This is a genomic window from Blautia sp. AM29-29 (assembly GCF_003480555.1).
Classification (GTDB): Bacteria; Bacillota; Clostridia; order Lachnospirales; family Lachnospiraceae; genus Fusicatenibacter; species Fusicatenibacter saccharivorans.
Genome location: NZ_QUJD01000003.1, coordinates 84307 through 102955, shown reverse-complemented (window position 1 = coordinate 102955; position 18649 = coordinate 84307). Strand labels below are relative to the sequence as shown.

Below are 18649 nucleotides of genomic sequence, written 5' to 3'. Positions count from 1 at the left end.
TCTTTTTTATCAATCGTTTAAAATCAAAGTGGGAGGGAAAACGGATGCAGAATGAAACAGCCAAAGAAAACCTGCTGCGGCAGATCCGGGAATACCGTCCGTACAATGAGCAGGAAGAGCGGGATCGGGCGATTCTGCTGAAATGGATGGAGAGCGGATGCGATATTTTGACGCGGGAAAATGAGACCGCACATCTGACTGCCTCCGCCTGGGTCGTAAGCCCGGATCGGAAGCAGGTGCTGATGGCGTATCACAATATTTACCATTCCTGGGCATGGCTCGGCGGCCACGCGGACGGAGATGCGGATCTTTGCAGCGTGGCGGTAAGAGAAGTGAAGGAGGAATCCGGGATTGAAGAGGTGAAGCTCTTATCGGATCAGCCATTCTCGCTCGAAATCCTGTCGGTGGACGGCCATGTGAAGCGCGGAAAGTACGTGACGGCACATCTCCATCTGAATGTGACATATCTCATGGAAGCAGACCCGGTACAGGAAATCCGCTGCAAGCCGGATGAAAACAGCGCAGTCGGCTGGATTCCGGTGGAGCAGATCGCAGAAAAATCGACAGAGCCATGGTTTGTGGAGCGTGTGTATGGCAAGCTGTGTGAGAAAGTGAAAAGAGATTTCTGTGAAGTGTAATATGCAATCCGCGTATGAACTGCCATTTAGAATAAGCATTAGACAAATGAGCTGTTAGATGTCTAAAATAGAGACAGAAAGAAAAATGGCAGGAGGGGTTTTATGTTTACAAATCAGGATTTGAAAAAGCTGATTATTCCGCTTTTCCTAGAGCAGCTTCTGGTGGCTCTGGTCGGAATTGCGGACGTGTTTGTTATCGGATTTGTCGGAGAGGCGGCGGTTTCCGGTGTGTCACTGGTCAATGCGTTTAATATGATCTTTATCAACCTGTTCACAGCGCTGGCATCCGGCGGTGCGGTGGTCATCAGCCAGTATATCGGAAAGAAGGACAAGGAGCAGGCGGGAGCGGCAGCTTCCCAGCTTCTGACGGCATCGGTATTGCTGTCGGTTGTTATTTCTGTAGTGGTACTGGTTGCCAACGAACAGCTGATGCGTTTGATGTTCGGCAAGGTTGAGGATGATGTCATGGCGGCATGCGTGACGTATCTGCGTATCTCGGCATATTCCTATCCGGCAATGGCGATTTACAATGCGGGAGCGGCTTTGTACCGCAGTTTTGGAAAAACCAGCACGACGATGTACCTTTCGATTGCATCGAATGTGATCAACGTAGTCGGAAACTGTATCGGCGTCTTTGCTTTGCATGCAGGTGTGCCTGGCGTTGCGGTTCCGTCGCTGATTGCGCGTATCTTTTCCGCAGCTGTTATCACGGTTCTCTGCTTCTCAAAGCGAAATCCGGTGCAGTATCTGAAAGAGTGGATTTTTAAAGTAGACTTGAGCTTCCAGAAAACGATCCTCAGTATCGCAGTTCCGAACGGTATCGAGAGCGGTATTTTCCAGCTCGTCAAAGTAGCACTTTCCAGTGTGGTAGCACTGTTTGGTACCTACCAGATTGCCGCAAACGGCATTGCCCAGAGTATATGGTCCATGGCGGCACTCACAAGCAGTGCACTTTCCCCAGTATTCATCACCGTCATCGGACAGTGCATGGGCGCGGGAGATACTGATCAGGCGGAGTATTATTTCCGCAAGCTGATAAAAATCACACTGATCATTGGAGTGGCATGGAATGCGCTTGTCTTTGCAGTCACACCGTTTGTCCTTTCCTTCTATGCGGTGTCCGAGGAGACGAAGCGGCTGACACTCTGGCTGGTACTGCTGCATAATATTTTCAACGGTATTGCACTCTGCTACGCCGGACCGCTTGGAAGCGGCCTTCGTGCGACAGGAGATGTAAAATTCACAATGGGAATTTCCCTCTTCACGACCATCGGCGTCCGCCTGATTTTCTCTGTGATTTTTGCAATCTGGATGAACATGGGCGTTATGGGAATCGCTCTTGCGATGTGCCTCGACTGGTCCGTGCGCGGCATCATCTTCTGGTGGAGATTCAAACAGGGCAAGTGGAAAACGTTTCAGGTTATCCGTGAGTGAAAAAACGATCCTCTTTTTCTGATGACAGAAAAGTTGTTGGGAAAAGGGGATTTTTGGGGTAAAAGGGATTATTTCGGCGCGTTGAAAATCATGCCGGGGTATGGTAAAATGGACTCCGAAAAACAGCAAAAGGAGGACGTGACAGAAGATGAATGATATGAAGCGTCTGCTCTCGTATGCAGGTCCCTACAAGCGGGATATGATTTTCGGAGCAGTGCTGGTATTGGTAGAAACGTGTTTTGAACTTTTTATTCCGATTCTGATTTCCAATCTGATTGACATCGGCGTTGCGAACGGCGATATCCCTTACATTTACCGCAAGGGAATCCAGATGGGAATCTGCGCGCTCTGTGCGCTTGTGACCGGAATTTTATACGCGCACTTTGCGGCGCGGGCGACGTACGGCTGGGGAGCTGAGATCCGGAAGGCGGAGTATGAGAAAATGCAGCAGTATGCATTTTCCAACCTCGACCACTTTGCGGTATCATCCCTGATCACCCGTATGACGACGGATGTTACCGTCATCCAGAATATGGTAAGCGCCGGCTTCCGCCCGATCACGCGCGGACCGTCGCTTCTGATTATGGGAATCGGCCTTTCATTCTATATGAATCCGCGGCTGGCATTTGTATTCCTTGTATGTACCCCGCTTCTTGGCTTTATTCTCTCCCTGATTGTGCGGAGAGTTGCCCCGATGTACACAAAACTGCAGTCCATGGTGGACCGCCTGAACAACGTTGTCCAGGAGGGGCTGACCGCGATCCGTGCCGTCAAAGCTTTCGTGCGGGATGAGTACGAGGAAGACAAATTCAACGAGGTCAACACCGACCTGACCGCAGCGAGCGAGCAGACGTTCCACTACGCCGTGCTGAATCTGCCGGCATTTCAGAGCGTCATGTATACCGCGATCGTGCTGATTCTGTGGTTCGGCGGAAATATGATTCTGAAAAAACAGCTTGCCGTCGGAAACCTGACCGGATTTCTAAGCTACGTCATGCAGGTCATGAACTCGATGATGATGATTGCAAACGTCTTCCTGCTTCTGACCCGTTCCATGGCGAGCGCACACCGGATTGTCGAGGTGCTCGATGAGAAAATCGTGCTCACCTCGCCGGAAAATGGTGTAACAGAAGTGACAGAGGGCAGCGTGGAGTTTGACAACGTATCGTTTAAATACAAAGAAGAAGCAAAAGAGTACGCACTCTCCGATGTTACGCTGAAGATCAAAGCTGGTCAGACGGTAGGAATCCTCGGAGGAACAGGTTCTTCGAAAACGACGCTGGTGCAGCTCATTCCGCGTCTGTATGATACCAGCCGCGGCACCGTCCGCGTCGGCGGAAAGGATGTGCGCGCGTACGATCTTGCCGCTCTCCGCGATGCAGTCAATATCATTCTGCAGAAAAACGTGCTGTTCTCCGGAACCGTGCGTGAAAACCTGAAATGGGGCAATGTGGATGCATCCGATGAGGAGATCTGGGAAGCATGCCGCGCGGCGTGTGCGGATGAATTTTTGAACCGCATGCCGGACGGCCTCGACACCGTGCTCGAGCAGGGCGCAAGCAACCTCTCCGGAGGCCAGAAGCAGCGTCTCTGCATCGCGCGTGCGCTGATCGGAAAGGCAAAAATCCTGATCTTCGATGATTCGACAAGTGCGGTCGACACGGCAACGGAGAAAAAGATCCGCGAGGCACTGGCGGCGCGGAAGAATGTCACAAAAATTATCATTGCGCAGAGAGTAACATCCGTCATGAATACGGATCAGATCATCATTCTTGATGACGGAAAAGTACACCGGATCGGCACGCACGCTGAACTGCTGGCGGATGACCCGATTTATCAGGAAATTTACGCCTCACAGATGAAAGGAGGAGACGAAAATGGCAGCGAGAGCTTATAGCGGAAAGAAATCAAAGAACCTGAAACACACGCTGCGCGTCTTCCTGTCTTATCTGGGACGGCACAAAAAAATGCTCGCAGTCGTAGCGGTACTGGTAACAATCAGCGCGGGAGCCAACCTCTTTGGAACGTATATGATCCGCCCGGTTGTCAACGGACTGGCGGACGGAGATGTGCACACACTGTTGCGCGGCGTGCTGATTACGGCACTCATTTTCGGGTGCGGCGCACTCGCAGCATACGGCTACACGCAGACCATGGTAAAAGCAGCACAGCAGGTTGTATTTGATATCCGCCGCGATCTGTTCGAACACGTCCAGACACTGCCGCTGCAGTTCTTCGACAGCAGACGCCACGGCGATATCATGAGTCTTTTCACGAACGATATCGACACGATGGCAGATGCCCTGAACAACAGTTTTGCGATGGTTATCCAGAGCTTCATCCAGATTGTGGGAACACTGACCTTGCTGTATATCCTAAACTGGCGGCTCTCGCTGATTGTAACGGTGTGCTACGGTATCATGTTCTGGTATATCAAGTTCAGCGGAAAGCGCAGCAAGGGTTATTATACGAAGCAGCAGAACAGCCTCGGAGAACTGAACGGCTATATTGAGGAGCTGATCACCGGACAGAAAGTCGTCAAGGTGTTCCACCACGAAGAAGAGAGCTTTACGGAATTCTGCAAAAAGAATGAGGAGCTCCGGAAAGCGGGAACCGGCGCGCAGGGGTATGCGGCGACGATGGTTCCTGTCGTTGTCAGCATTTCGTATGTCAATTATGCGATTGTGGCAGTGCTCGGCGGCCTTCTCGCCCTGCACGGAAAAGCCGATATCGGAAGCCTGGCAAGCTACCTTGTCTTTGTCCGCCAGGCGGCGCTTCCGATCAACCAGTTCACCCAGCAGAGCAACTTCCTTCTCTCAGCGCTCGCCGGTGCGGAGCGTGTCTTCGACGTGATGAGCCTGGAGCCGGAAATCGATGAGGGAAAAGTGGAACTGGTCAACGTAAAAGAAGAGAACGGCGCACTTGCCGTCTGCGAAGAGACAACAGGCCGCTGGGCATGGAAGCGCCCGGACGGAACGATGACGGAATTAAAGGGCGATGTGCGTTTTGAAAACGTGGATTTCGGCTACACGGCAGACCGTCTGATCTTAAAGAACATCAGCCTGTATGCCAAACCAGGCCAGAAAATTGCTTTTGTCGGTTCCACAGGAGCCGGAAAAACGACGATCACGAACCTGATCAACCGTTTCTACGACGTCCAGGGCGGCGCGGTTGTCTACGACGGCATTGACGTAAAAGATATCGAAAAAGACGCTCTGCGCCACTCCCTCGGTATCGTTCTGCAGGATACCCATCTGTTCACGGGAACCGTAGCAGAAAACATCCGTTTTGGAAAACTCGATGCCACGCAGGAAGAAATTGAACATGCGGCCAAAATTGCGAATGCGGATTCCTTCATCCGCCGTCTGCCGAACGGCTACGACACGATGCTGACCTCCGACGGAGCCAACCTCTCCCAGGGCCAGCGCCAGCTTCTCGCGATTGCCCGTGCCGCCGTTGCCGATCCGCCGGTGCTGATTCTTGACGAGGCAACATCTTCCGTTGACACCAGAACCGAGGCGCTGATCGAAAAAGGAATGGACCAGCTCATGGAGGGCAGAACCGTATTTGTCATCGCCCACCGCTTAAGCACCGTGCGAAACGCCAATGCGATCATGGTGCTGGAGCGGGGAAATATCGTAGAGCGCGGCGACCACGATGCACTTCTGGCACAGAAAGGAAAATATTATCAGCTCTATCATGGAATGTTTGAGCTGAGTTAAAAAGAAAGGAGTAAAGAGTATGAGAAAATATAACCGTATTTTTCTGATCGTCCTGGATTCTCTCGGAATCGGGGCGATGGCGGATTCGGAGAAGTTTGGGGATGTCGGTGTCAATACCTTCGGCCACATCTGGGAGAGTCAGGGAGGCCTTGAAATCCCGAACCTGCGCCGCCTCGGCATGGGAAATCTCTGCGGTGTGACAGAGGATGAGGCAAAGGGTTACGCCAGAAGACTGAACGAGGCGAGCAACGGAAAAGACACCATGACCGGCCACTGGGAGATGATGGGAATTTACACGACAAAGCCGTTCGTTACGTTCACCGACCACGGATTTCCGAAAGAACTGATCGACGAGCTGGAAAAACGAACCGGCAGAAAGATCATCGGCAATAAGGCGGCGAGCGGAACGGAGATCCTCGATGAGCTGGCAGAGCGCGAGATCGAAAACGGAGAACTGATTGTCTATACCTCGGCGGATTCCGTACTGCAGATCTGCGGCAACGAGGAGACGATGGGACTGGAGACGCTGTATCATTACTGCGAGATTGCCCGTGAGCTGACCATGAAAGACGAGTGGAAAGTCGGCCGTGTCATTGCAAGACCGTACGTCGGAAAGAAAAAAGGAGAGTTCGTCCGCACCGCAAACCGTCACGACTATGCTGTCAAACCGACGGGAAAAACCGTGCTCAACGCGATGCAGGAGGCAGGATATGATGTCATCAGCATCGGAAAAATCAACGATATTTTCTGCGACGAGGGCATCACGGAGAGTCTGAAATCCAAGAGCAGCGTCCACGGCATGGAGCAGACGATTGAGACGGCAGGAAAAGATTTTACCGGACTGTGCTTTGTCAACCTCGTCGATTTCGATGCACTCTGGGGCCACAGAAGAAACCCGGAAGGCTACGGAAAAGAGATTGAAAAATTCGATGTGAACCTTGGAAAGCTGCTGGAGCAGTTAAAAGACGACGATCTGCTCCTGATCACGGCAGACCACGGCAACGACCCGACTTATACCGGAACGGACCACACCAGAGAACAGGTGCCGCTCCTTGCGTACTCACCGTCTATGAAGGAGAGCGGCCTTCAGGAGACGAAGGACACCTTCGCTGTGATCGGCGCATCCGTTGCAGAGAACTTCGGCGTAAAAATGCCGGAGGGAACGATCGGAACATCGATCCTGGAATCGTGGAAATAAGGAAGCGATGGCGTTTTCAGCTGAGGCGGTAAGAACCTTTCGAAAGTTTCACAAGCTGTCCTTCTTCGAGCAGCTTCTTTAAAACTCGCTGGAGCTGGCGGCGGCTGCAGTGGAGCTGCATGGCCATCTTTTCCACGCCGGAAAACGTCTGATCCGGACAGCGCTCTGAGAGATAAGAGAGGAAGGATTCCTCGAGCGTGGAAAAATTCGACTGGGAGCTGGAATAAAGCATCAGCTTTTCGGTGACAGAGTTTAAAAGATATCGTAAAAAGCGGTTGTCGTTCAGCAGAAGCTCTTTCGTGGAAGCGAGCGGCAGAACAATACAAAGCGCGGTGGTGCGTGCCTCGATCTGGTGCGTATCATCGCGTTTTCCGCAGAATTCCATATCGCCGATGCAGGTAAAGCCGTCGAGATAGCCGATCGGGTAGCTCGTGCCGTCGGCGCGGTTGGCGCTGATCTCGATGGAACCGTCCACGAGGAACGAGAGGTATTCCTCCGGATTCAGCGTGTCGAGCCGTTCGCCCTTTTCAAACTGATACAGAGAAAATGCGAGATCCGGGGTATCGAAAAGAGATGGGATCTCATGTTTCTGAAGATAAAAGTCCAGCAGAGCCGGATCAAAAATTCGTTTCATAGGAAAATCCTTTCACAGAAAAATTTTTTGGAAAACTTTTTCTTTATTGTGACATATGACACAAGAAAAAGCAAGAAAGTCTGCTAGGATAAACCAGAATGAAAAAGGTTACAGTTTGCTGGGTACCAGTGAACTGTAACCGAAAAAGAGGAAAGGGGAGTTTTCAAAATGGAAAACGAATTATTTGAGAAAACAAAAGTGTCCAAAGCATATATGACGCTCGCACTTCCGGTCGTGCTCGGCATGGTCGTGTCGCTGATCTATAATATGGTAGATACTTTTTTCATCGCGCGGACCGGAAACACGGCACTGATTGCCGGCGTATCGCTCGGCACACCGATTTTCACGCTGATGATTGCACTCGGTGACATCTTCGGCGTCGGCGGCAGTTCCGTCATTTCGCGCCTCTTCGGTAAAAAAGAGTACGAGGACGGAAGACGGATCAGCGTATTCTGCTTTTACGCAGCGATTGCTGTCGGCATTGCGGTCAGCATCATCCTGCTTGCCGCCAAACAGCCGATCCTTGGCCTGCTTGGCTGTGATGAGACGACGTGGCAGTATGCGGGGGACTATTACCAGTGGATTGCACTCGGCGCACCGTTTATCATCCTGCAGCTGACGCCGAACAATCTTCTTCGGACCGAGGGCTTCGCAAAAGCCTCGATGATCGGAACAATGCTGGGAGCCGTCGTCAACATCATTCTTGACCCGATCTTTATTTACACGCTCGGCATGGGAGCAGCCGGAGCAGCGATTGCAACGGTGATCGGCAACATCTGCGGTGATATTTTCTATGTTATCTTTATGATAAAGAAATGCCGCTATCTCTCCGTCGATTTCCGAAAACTGAAAATGACCGGAGCAGAGGTGCTCGCCGTTCTTGCCATCGGCATTCCGGCATCCGTCACAAACTTCATGCAGAGCATCGGCGTGACGCTGACGAACCGATTTTTGCAGCCGTATGGAACGGACAAAGTTGCAGCGATGGGAATTGCTTTGAAAATTATTATGATTTCTGTTCTTGTGATGGTCGGCTTCGCTTTTGGCGGACAGCCGCTGGTCGGATACAATTATGGAGCGAAAAATAAAAAACGTCTCAGTGAGACGATCCGCTTTGCCTTCCTCCTGGAAGTGCTGACCGGTGCCGGAATGGCGGTTGTGCTCGGTGCGGCGGCTCCGCTTCTCGTGGGACTGTTCTTAAAAGAGGCGGATGTCATTGCAGCGGCCCAGCAGATCCTCCGCGTCCAGCTCATTGGTATGCCGTTTGTTGGTATCGTACTCGCATCGACCTGTATTTTCCAGGCGATCGGAAACGGGGCAGGAGCAATGATTCTTTCAGCAGGACGTCAGGGCGTGATTTTTGCCATTGTAATTTTCTGCGCTTCAAAACTTGCCGGTTTTTCCGGTGTTATTGCCTCCCAGCCGGTTTCTGATTTTCTGACCGCATCGGTGGCTGTGATGATTCTGCTTCAGTGGAAAAAGAAAGAATTTGCAAAATAAGAAAGAACAGCAAAGCGGCTGCGGCACAGCGTTCCGGAACGGGAACCTGCCGCAGCCGCTTTTGGCGTGCGCAAAAAAACAGAATTCCTGCACAGGCGGCCGCCATGTCAAAAACACGTAAAAGTGATGAAAAAACGTCTCTTAATTCGGCAGTATTACGGGATTGCATTCTGAGAAAACAAGATATAAAATGGCATGAGATTCGACAAAAAGGGGAAGCAAAAACATACGACAATAGGGAGGACATCACATGGCAACAAAGAAAAGTGCAGTAAAAGATCTGACAAACGGCAGCCCGGTAAAACTGATTCTGGGGTTTGCACTGCCGCTGCTGCTCGGCATGCTGTTCCAGCAGTTTTACAGCATGGTCGATACGATTATTGTAGGAAAATTCTTAGGCGCGAAAGCGCTCGCGGCTGTTGGAAGCACAGGTTCGATCAACTTTATGATCGTGGGATTCTGTATGGGAGTCTGCAGCGGATTTGCAATTCCGGTTGCGCAGATGTTCGGGGCAGGAGACCGGAAAGCGCTGTGCCGGTATGTAGGAAATGGAGCCGTCCTGGCCGGTATTCTTTCCGTGGTGATGACCGTTCTTGTCTGCATCTGGTGCCGCGACATTCTGATTCTGATGAAAACCCCGTCCGATATTCTGGACGGTGCATACGCTTACATCTTTGTTATTTTCCTCGGAATTCCGCTTATGGTGCTCTATAACCAGACATCAGCAATCATGCGGAGCCTCGGCGACAGCCGCTCCCCACTGATTTTCCTCGGTATCTCTTCAATACTGAATATCGTGCTAGATCTTGCGCTGGTCCGCCCGATGGGAGTAGCGGGAACCGCGTGGGCGACGATTATCGCGCAGGGAGTCTCTGGATTCCTGTGTCTCTTTTATATGAAGAAAAAATTCACCATCCTTGCTTTTACGAGAGAGGACTGGAAGCTGCACAAGCATTATGTGCTTAATCTGTGCAATATGGGAATCCCGATGGGACTGCAGTATTCAATCACCGCGATCGGAAGTGTTATTTTGCAGACCGCTGTCAACGGCCTTGGTTCCACGGCGGTTGCATCTGTTACGGCTGCCGGTAAAATTTCCATGTTCTGCTGCTGCCCGTTCGACGCGCTCGGCTCCACTATGGCGACGTATGCCGGACAGAACGTCGGTGCGAAGAAGATGGATCGTGTCAACACCGGTATTTTGACAAGTTCCATTATTGGAAGCGTGTATTCCGTGGTCATTTTAGGAGTCATGTTTCTGTGGTCCCGCCAGATTTCGCTTCTCTTTGTAGATGCATCTGAGACGGTCATCCTCGACCAGGCGCGTCAGATGCTGCTGATCAACATGGTATTTTACATTCCGCTGACCCTTGTCAATGTCGTACGCTTTACCGTGCAGGGCATGGGCTTCAGCAAATTTGCAATCCTTGCCGGCGTCTGCGAGATGATCGGCCGTTCGGTGGTAGCCTTTTTCCTGGTTCCGTATTTTGGTTACACCGCAGTCTGCTTCGCAAGCCCGGTGGCATGGATTCTCGCCGATCTGTTTCTCGTTCCGGCGTACCTGTACTGCGCAAAAACGCTTCGTTCTCTTTTTGAGAAAAATGCGCAGATGATGTAAGCCGTGCCGCAAGATGGACAAGCTGTTTCAATTCTGGTATAATGGAGCCTGGATTTTAGGAAAGCTGAAAAAGAATCCCATAGAAGAGAGGAAGATATCCTATGAAACAGTCGGTATTAGAATATAAGAAACTTCTGGAGCAGGAAGACCTTCTGGTGGAATTTGCAGAGCCGGAAGGAAAAGAAGGAGAGGACAGACCCGTTACCCTCGTAACGTATTTTTCGGGCGGAGCGGATCAGGGAACGCTGTTTCTCTGCAAAGGAGCTGCATTCAAAGAGGCATACTTAAAAGACGCCGTAAACCGCGGTGCTGTTGCCTATGTAAGTGAAAAAAAATACGAAGCGGGAAAAGAAATTCCGGCGCTCATCGTCAACGATGCCAGAAAAGCACAGTTTGTGCTGGGTGAGGCGTTTTACGATTATCCGGCAAAGTCGCTGCATGTCACGGCGCTGACCGGAACAAAAGGAAAGACAACGACAGCCTACTACCTGCAGTCGATGCTCAATGCCTGCCTGAAAAAACAGGGCGGAAACGGATGTGCACTGTTAAGTTCGATTGAATATTACGACGGAAAGACGAGAGAAGCATCAACGCTCACCACGCCGGAATCCCTGGAGCTGTGCCGTCATATGCGCAATGCCGTAGATGCAGGCCTTTCCCATATGGTGATGGAAGTATCCTCCCAGGCGCTCAAATACGAGAGAGTCGGAAACACGCATTTTGATACCGCCATTTTCCTGAACATCTCCAAGGACCACATCAGCCCGACGGAGCACAAGGATTTTGATGATTATTTCCAGTCGAAATTAAAGATCTTCGACCGCTGCACCTGCGCCTGCGTGAACCTGGACAGCGACCATATCGGGGAAATCCTGAAAGCTGCGGCAAAATGTGAGCGCGTCGTTACGTTTGGATCGAAAGAAAATGCTGTAATCCGCGTGAGTGATATCAAGCCGGGCAGAGGAAAATTCTATTTCCATGTGGCAGGACCGGATTTCTCGGAAGATTTTACCCTGCCGGTGCACGGAGCCTTCAATGTGGAGAATGCCGTAGCTGCCATTGCGGCTGCCTGGTCGATGGGAATCCCGGTTTCGCTGATCAAGGAAAGCCTCCTTGGCGTCACCGTTCCGGGAAGGATGGAGACGTATGAGAGCAGCGCGGGCGAGGTCACGGCGATCGTGGATTTCGCGCACAATGGCCTGAGTTTTGAAAAAATGTTTGATACCGTAGCACTCGAATACCCGGGGAGCCGCGTAAGCGTTGTGTTCGGAACCCCGGGCGGAAAAGCATTCAACCGCAGAAAAGATATGGGTGAGATTTCCGGAAAACGGGCGGACCGGATTTTCCTCGTACCGGATGATCCGGGAAACGAAGATCCGCAGGCGATCTGTGAGGAGATCGGCGGGTACATAGCAAAGGAAGGTGCATCCTTCCAGATCCGCATGGACCGCGGAGCAGCAATCCGGGAGGCGATTCTTGGCGCCGTACCGGGAGAGGTTGTTCTGATCCTTGGAAAAGGCGCGGACGTGACGATGCACGTCGGAAACGGAAATGTGCCGTACCGGTCAGATGCCGTCTATGCAAAAGAGGCGCTTGCCGAATATGGAAATGCATTTGCCGAAGCGGCAACGGCTCGTGAAACAGAAGAATAGAAGCAAAAACAGAAAAAACAGAGCAAAAAAGACACGGAACAGAAAAATCCGTGTCTTTTTTGCGTCTGGCGGCAGCAGAAATGAAAATCAGACAGGAAATTTGGCGGATACATCCTACAAAATGTAGAAAAGAAGGACAGAAACTAGCCCGTATGACGAAAAGTTGTTAAAAATATAACGAACGAAAGTTAGACGTGTGAAACTAAACACAGAAAGCAAAAACCCGGGAACCATGCGGAAAAAGACGAATTCTGCGGGATGAAGGACAAAGCTGTAAGTTTTTGGAAAGAATTCTTGTGAAAAAGAACAAAAAATGGTATAATTGTATTGAAATATATCCAGAACACCCCTTCTGGAAGCGTACGGGCTCAGTGAGAAAAAAGATTTCACGAAAATGCTCGAAAAAAACACTTGTTAAATTCTTGTCATAGTGCTATGATAAGGAAAGTGAAAAATTTATCAATCACAAAAACCAACTAGGGGTATTTTAGAAAGGAGTATTTATGAGCAGCAAGATTACCATCATTGGAGCTGGAAGCGTTGGATCTACGATCGCCTATACACTGTCGAACGAAGACATCGCGTCTGAGATTGTTCTCATCGATATTAACAAGAAAAAAGTAGAGGGAGAGGTTATGGATATCGCGCAGGGTACCTGCTTCCGCGATCCGGTCTCCATCATCGCAGGTGAGTATGAGGATGCCAAGGACTCTGATATCGTAATTATTACTTCCGGTATTGCAAGAAAGCCTGGCCAGACCCGTATTGAGCTGACCCAGACCAATGTAAACATCTTAAAATCCATCACACCGGAAATCGTAAAAGCGGCTCCGAATGCCATCTACATCATTGTAAGCAACCCGGTTGATATCATGACCTACGTGTTTACAAAGATCTCCGGACTTCCGGAAAACCAGATCCTTGGTTCTGGTACCATGCTGGATTCCGCGAGACTTCGCTGCGGACTGTCTGAACACCTCAACATTGCCCAGAAAAACATCCACGCTTACGTATTCGGTGAGCACGGCGATACTTCCTTCATTCCGTGGAGCGGCGCTTACGTTTCCGGTGTCAGTCTGGACGAGTACTACGAGACCGTAGAAAAAATGGGCAGGAACGTAACCAAGATCGACAAAGATGCTATGCTGGAGTACGTAAGAACTTCCGGCGGACAGGTTATTGCAAACAAAGGAGCTACTTTCTATGCAGTATCTGTTGCAGTATGCAAACTGGTAGCAACCATTCTTTCTTCTTCCGATTCTGTAGCAACCGTATCTTCCATGATGCACGGTGAGTACGGCATCGAGGATGTATGCTTAAGCACACTGACCCTCGTTGGACCGAAAGGCGTACAGGGCAAGATTCCGATGCGTATGACAAAAGAGGAAGTAGAAAAACTCAAAGCAAGTGCCGACGCATTAAAAGCAGTTATCGCACAGATCGAGCACTAAGAGCGGGCAATAAGCTCAAAACATAAAATTTATGGCAGTGGCAGAAAGTGCGAAAGAGCGGTATCTCCCACTGCCTTAACGTGCGCCTGAAGAAATTTTCCGCCGGGTGTACATAAAAAGAGTACCGGAAACTTTTCCGGTGCCGGACAGAAGATACCGCAGGAAAAATGGAAACCAACAGGAGCAAGTAAGAAAGGAGCAATTCCATGACCTACAGTTATTTTCCGGGCTGTACGCTGAAGAACAAAGCAAAAGATCTGGATCATTATGCCAGAGAGTGCGCAAAAGTTCTGGGATTTGAACTGGAAGAAATTGAAAACTGGCAGTGCTGCGGAGCTGTGTATCCACAGGCATCCGATGAAATCGCCACAAAACTTTCTTCGGTTCGCGCCTTAGCAGACGCCAAAGAAAAAGGACAGGATCTGATCACAGTCTGTTCCGCCTGTCATCACGTGATCAAACGCGTAAACGATGACATGGCGAATGTAGAAGACATTCAGACAAAAGTAAACAACTACATGGCTCTTTCCGAGCCATATCTTGGCGAAACGAAAGTACTTCATTATCTGGAAGTGCTGCGTGACGTCGTTGGATTCGACAAGATCAAAGAAAAAGTGGTAAATCCTTTAAAAGGAAGAAAAATCGGCGCATATTACGGCTGTATGCTGCTTCGTCCGAGCACCACAATGCAGTTTGACGATCCGGAAAATCCGACAATCATTGAAGACTTTATCAAGGCCCTTGGCGCAACACCGGTCGTATATCCGATGAGAAATGAGTGCTGCGGCGGCTACATATCCCTCAAAGAAAAGAAAATGGCATCCAACATGGTAGACCAGATCATGGCATCCGCATCCTACAAAGGAGCAGAAGAACTGATCACTGCATGTCCGCTTTGCATGTACAACCTGCGCAATAACGGAACAAAAGAAGGTCTTCCGGTTACCTACTTTACCGAGCTTCTTGCAGAAGCACTCGGCATCAAAGAGGAGGTGCAGGCATGAAAATTGCAACATCCGATGAAATCCGTGCCATCGCCGGTGTGGATACCAGAAAATGTATGAAATGCGGTAAATGTTCCGCATCCTGTCCTGCTTATAACGAAATGGACATCCGTCCGCATCAGTTTGTATCTTACGTACAGAACGGCGATGTGGAAGCACTGATGAACTCCAAGTCCATCTGGAAATGCCTCTCCTGCTTCGCATGTGTAGAGCGCTGTCCAAGAGACGTAAAACCTGCCAAACTGATCGAGGCAGTTCGTCTTTCCGTGATCCGTCAGAGAGGAGAGAATTATCTTTCTCCGGATGAAATTCCGGCTCTTCTGGATGATGAGACTCCGCAGCAGCTTCTGATGAGTGCATTCCGTAAATATAGAAAGTAAAAAACAACCCATCCACAGAAAGGTGAGAGAAAAGTGCAAAGAATAGGAGTATTTGTCTGCCACTGCGGTACAAATATTGCGGCTACGGTTGATGTCAAAAAAGTTGTTGACGTCATCAGCAAAGAGCCGGGTGTTGTTCATGCAGAGGATTATCAGTATATGTGTTCCGAAACGGGTCAGCAGAAAGTGATCGATGCCATTCAGAACGAGCATCTGACCGGCGTTGTCATCTGTTCCTGCTCTCCGCGTATGCATGAAGGAACGTTCCGCAAAGCAGCAGAAAAAGCGGGCCTGAACCCGTATCAGCTGGAGATTGCAAACATTCGTGAGCAGTGTTCCTGGATTCATAAAGACATGGAAGAGGCTACCGAGAAGGCCGTAATTCTGGCCCGTGCAGCCGTTGCTAAAGTTATGCTGGATACCCCGCTTACCCCGGGCGAGAGCCGCGTTGTAAAACGTGCGCTGGTGATCGGAGGCGGTATCGCAGGTATTCAGACTGCACTGGATATCGCAGATGCAGGCTATGAAGTAGATATCGTAGAGAAGACCCCGAGTATCGGCGGAAGAATGTCACAGCTTGACAAGACATTCCCGACCCTCGACTGTTCTTCCTGTATCCTGACTCCTCGTATGGGAGAGGTAAACGCGCATGAGAAGATCAACATCTATACCTACAGTGAGGTAGAGAGCGTTGGCGGATTCGTCGGTGATTTCAAAGTAGACATCCGTAAGAAAGCAAGATACGTAGATATGGACAAATGTACCGGATGCGGACTCTGTCAGGAGAAATGTCCTTCCAAGAAGAACCTGAGCGAGTTCAACAGAGGCCTGTCCAACCGTACTGCAATCTACACACCGTTCGCACAGGCAGTTCCGAACGTACCGGTTATTGATACTGCAAACTGTATCCACTTCAAAACCGGAAAATGCGGTATCTGCTCCAAAGTCTGTGCAGCAGGTGCAGTAAACTACGACCAGAAAGATGAAGTAATCACCAGAGAGTACGGCGCAATCGTTGTGGCAACTGGTTTCGATACCATCAGTCTGGACAAGTTTGACGAATATTATTACAACCAGAGCAAAGACGTAATTACCTCCCTTGAGATGGAACGTCTGATGAATGCTGCCGGCCCGACAGGCGGTAAAGTAGTACGTCTTTCCAACGGCGAGCATCCGAAGGATATCGTATTTATCCAGTGTGTCGGTTCTCGTGACGTGACCTGCAGAGGAAAGAGCTACTGCTCCAAGATCTGCTGTATGTACACCGCAAAACAGGCTATGCTGGTGCGTGACCATTATCCGGATGTCAATGTACATGTCTTCTACATTGATGTTCGTACCCCGGGTAAAAACTTCGATGAGTTCTATCGCCGTGCGGTAGAAGAGTTTGATGTAGACTACATCAAAGGCCAGGTAGGAAAAGTATCCGAGGCTCCGAACGGACGTCTTCTGGTACAGGGTTCCGACCTGCTTGACAACCGTCAGATCAAAATGGAAGCAGACCTTGTTGTCCTTGCAACTGCCATCGAGCCGAGCAAAGATGCAAGAAAACTGGCTACCATGCTGACCGCAAGTATGGATACCAACGATTTCTTTACTGAGGCACACGCAAAGCTGCGTCCGGTAGAGTCCCCGACCGCAGGTGTCTTCCTCTCCGGCGTATGCCAGGGACCGAAAGATATCCCGGAGACCGTTGCACAGGCAGGAGCTGCTGCTGTCAAAGTAGTCGGACTGCTGGCAAAAGACAAACTGACCACCAACCCGTGTACAGCAGAATCCAATCCGCTGTTCTGTAATGGATGTGCATCCTGTGAAAAAGTCTGCCCATACGGCGCAATTTCCTACGAAGACCGTCAGGTCAACGACCATGGAATCCGTGAAACCAGACATGTGGCAGTCGTTAACGGCGCACTTTGCCATGGATGCGGTGCATGTACCGTTGCATGTCCGTCCGGCGCTATGGACCTGAAAGGATTCTCCAATAGACAAATTCTCGCGGAGGTAGATGCAATATGCCGATAGATAACAACGAAAACAAAGAATTTAAGCCAGTCATCGTGGCATTCTGCTGCAACTGGTGCTCCTACGCAGGAGCAGACCTGGCAGGTTCCAGCCGTCTTTCCTATCCGGCAGACGTAAAGATCATCCGTGTTCCATGTTCCTGCCGTGTCAATCCGCTCTTCATCTTAAGAGCATTCCAGAAGGGCGCTGACGGAGTCATCCTCTGCGGATGCCATCCGGGAGACTGCCATTACAGCACAGGAAACTATTATGCAAGAAGACGTATGACCCTGCTGTTCTCCATGCTGGATTACATGGGCGTTGAGAACGGACGTACCCGTGTGGAATGGGTATCCGCCGCAGAAGGTGTGAAATTCTCCCAGACCATGAACGAGTTCATCGAGCAGGTTACAAGCCTTGGTAAGAATGTCAGATTGGAGGATTTACGATGCAAGAAAAATTAGTATCCCGCGCAAAAGAGCTTCTGTCTGACGGTACCGTAGTCCGTGTTCTTGGCTGGAGAAAAGGTGACACTGATTTCAGTGCAGAGCCTGCATTCTTCGAGACTGCCGAGAGCCTTTCCGAGTTTACCTACGACGGATTCTGCGGCGCAAACCTTAGCAAATACATGATTAAAGCATCGAAAGAAGAAGGAAAAACACTCGTTTTCTTAAAACCGTGTGATACTTACAGCTTTAATCAGTTAATCAAAGAGCATCGTGTGGATCGCGAGAAAACCTATATCGTCGGCATCGGCTGCGATGGAAAACTCGATATCGAAAAGATCCGTGAAGCAGGATGCAAGGGTATTACCGCTGTAACAGAAGACGGCGATACCATCAAAGTGGCAACTGTTTACGGCGACAAAGAGCTCGCAAGAGAGGATGTTATCCTGGAAAGATGCAAAGCCTGCAAGGGCGGAAAACACGTTGCCTACGACGAGCTGGCAGAGAACTGCGACGAAGAGAAACCGGCAAAAGAAGGCCGTTTTGAACTGGTTGAGAAGCTTGAGGCAATGGCTCCGGAAGAGCGTTTCGCATTCTGGCAGAACGAACTGTCCCGCTGTATCCGCTGTAATGCATGCCGTAACGTATGTCCGGCCTGCAGCTGTATCAAATGTGTCTTCGATAATGACCGTTACGATACCGCACAGAAAGCAAATACGACTACATTTGAAGAGCAGATGTTCCACATTATCCGTGCATTCCACGTTGCCGGACGCTGCACCGACTGTGGCGAGTGTTCCCGTGTATGTCCGCAGCACATTCCGCTGCACCTGCTGAACCGTAAATTCATCAAAGATATCGACGAGTTCTACGGAGAGTATCAGGCAGGCGCCGATACCGACAGCCGTGCACCGCTCACCAACTTCACACAGGAAGATGTAGAGCCAAGTATCGTTAAGGAAAGGGGTTAA

At 50.3% G+C, this 18649-nt stretch carries 16 protein-coding genes; 15 read left to right on the top strand and 1 reads right to left on the bottom strand.

The features are described from left to right. The first annotated feature begins 44 nt into the window (after positions 1 to 44). From DW769_RS03235 to DW769_RS03215, 5 genes are all read left to right on the top strand, one after another. Positions 45 to 638: an NUDIX hydrolase gene (locus DW769_RS03235; protein ID WP_055219386.1), complete on the top strand. Its 594-nt coding sequence runs from the start codon at positions 45 to 47 to the stop codon at positions 636 to 638. Between the two features lie 102 nt (positions 639 to 740). Further along, complete coding sequence (locus DW769_RS03230; protein ID WP_055227542.1) at positions 741 to 2072, top strand: MATE family efflux transporter; 1332 nt, start codon at positions 741 to 743, stop codon at positions 2070 to 2072. A 157-nt stretch (positions 2073 to 2229) separates the two neighbouring features. Next, positions 2230 to 3969 (top strand): ABC transporter ATP-binding protein, encoded by a 1740-nt coding sequence (locus DW769_RS03225; protein WP_334294892.1) that lies wholly within the window; start codon positions 2230 to 2232, stop codon positions 3967 to 3969. Beyond that, a complete protein-coding gene (locus DW769_RS03220; protein WP_118749959.1) occupies positions 3950 to 5794 on the top strand; it encodes an ABC transporter ATP-binding protein in 1845 nt (614 codons plus the stop codon). Before DW769_RS03225 ends, DW769_RS03220 begins: the two co-directional genes overlap by 20 nt. Before the next feature lie 19 nt (positions 5795 to 5813). Then, a complete protein-coding gene (locus DW769_RS03215) occupies positions 5814 to 6992 on the top strand; it encodes a phosphopentomutase (protein WP_118749958.1) in 1179 nt (392 codons plus the stop codon). A 16-nt stretch (positions 6993 to 7008) separates the two neighbouring features. Here the strand turns inward: DW769_RS03215 and DW769_RS03210 are convergent, their stop codons facing one another. Continuing rightward, positions 7009 to 7626: a hypothetical protein gene (locus DW769_RS03210; RefSeq protein ID WP_055219376.1), complete on the bottom strand. Its 618-nt coding sequence runs from the start codon at positions 7624 to 7626 to the stop codon at positions 7009 to 7011. A gap of 168 nt (positions 7627 to 7794) precedes the next feature. Here DW769_RS03210 and DW769_RS03205 point away from each other — a divergent pair, with 168 nt between their 5' ends. The 10 genes from DW769_RS03205 to DW769_RS03165 all read left to right on the top strand — a co-directional run bounded on the left by DW769_RS03205 (position 7795) and on the right by DW769_RS03165 (position 18649). Beyond that, a complete protein-coding gene (locus tag DW769_RS03205; protein WP_117804387.1) occupies positions 7795 to 9126 on the top strand; it encodes an MATE family efflux transporter in 1332 nt (443 codons plus the stop codon). Then, entirely contained in the window at positions 9099 to 9401 is a 303-nt protein-coding gene (locus tag DW769_RS16295) for a hypothetical protein (protein WP_147326094.1), read from the top strand. The genes DW769_RS03205 and DW769_RS16295 overlap by 28 nt, the downstream gene beginning before the upstream one ends. Then, complete coding sequence (locus DW769_RS03200; protein WP_055219374.1) at positions 9377 to 10744, top strand: MATE family efflux transporter; 1368 nt, start codon at positions 9377 to 9379, stop codon at positions 10742 to 10744. The genes DW769_RS16295 and DW769_RS03200 overlap by 25 nt, the downstream gene beginning before the upstream one ends. 101 nt (positions 10745 to 10845) lie before the next feature. Beyond that, complete coding sequence (locus DW769_RS03195) at positions 10846 to 12396, top strand: Mur ligase family protein (RefSeq protein ID WP_118749957.1); 1551 nt, start codon at positions 10846 to 10848, stop codon at positions 12394 to 12396. 503 nt (positions 12397 to 12899) lie between these two features. Continuing rightward, positions 12900 to 13847: an L-lactate dehydrogenase gene (locus DW769_RS03190; protein WP_055219369.1), complete on the top strand. Its 948-nt coding sequence runs from the start codon at positions 12900 to 12902 to the stop codon at positions 13845 to 13847. A 206-nt stretch (positions 13848 to 14053) separates the two neighbouring features. After that, positions 14054 to 14851: a CoB--CoM heterodisulfide reductase iron-sulfur subunit B family protein gene (locus DW769_RS03185; RefSeq protein WP_022461168.1), complete on the top strand. Its 798-nt coding sequence runs from the start codon at positions 14054 to 14056 to the stop codon at positions 14849 to 14851. Continuing rightward, the gene (locus tag DW769_RS03180; protein ID WP_055219367.1) at positions 14848 to 15231 is read left to right on the top strand and encodes a 4Fe-4S dicluster domain-containing protein; all 384 of its coding nucleotides are present in this window, start codon (positions 14848 to 14850) and stop codon (positions 15229 to 15231) included. The genes DW769_RS03185 and DW769_RS03180 overlap by 4 nt, the downstream gene beginning before the upstream one ends. A 33-nt stretch (positions 15232 to 15264) precedes the next feature. Next, positions 15265 to 17253 carry a CoB--CoM heterodisulfide reductase iron-sulfur subunit A family protein gene (locus DW769_RS03175; RefSeq protein ID WP_055265381.1) on the top strand — a complete coding sequence of 663 codons (1989 nt, stop codon included), beginning with the start codon at positions 15265 to 15267 and terminating at the stop codon, positions 17251 to 17253. Beyond that, the gene (locus DW769_RS03170; protein WP_055265382.1) at positions 17244 to 17696 is read left to right on the top strand and encodes a hydrogenase iron-sulfur subunit; all 453 of its coding nucleotides are present in this window, start codon (positions 17244 to 17246) and stop codon (positions 17694 to 17696) included. Before DW769_RS03175 ends, DW769_RS03170 begins: the two co-directional genes overlap by 10 nt. After that, the gene (locus tag DW769_RS03165; RefSeq protein ID WP_055265384.1) at positions 17681 to 18649 is read left to right on the top strand and encodes a 4Fe-4S dicluster domain-containing protein; all 969 of its coding nucleotides are present in this window, start codon (positions 17681 to 17683) and stop codon (positions 18647 to 18649) included. Before DW769_RS03170 ends, DW769_RS03165 begins: the two co-directional genes overlap by 16 nt.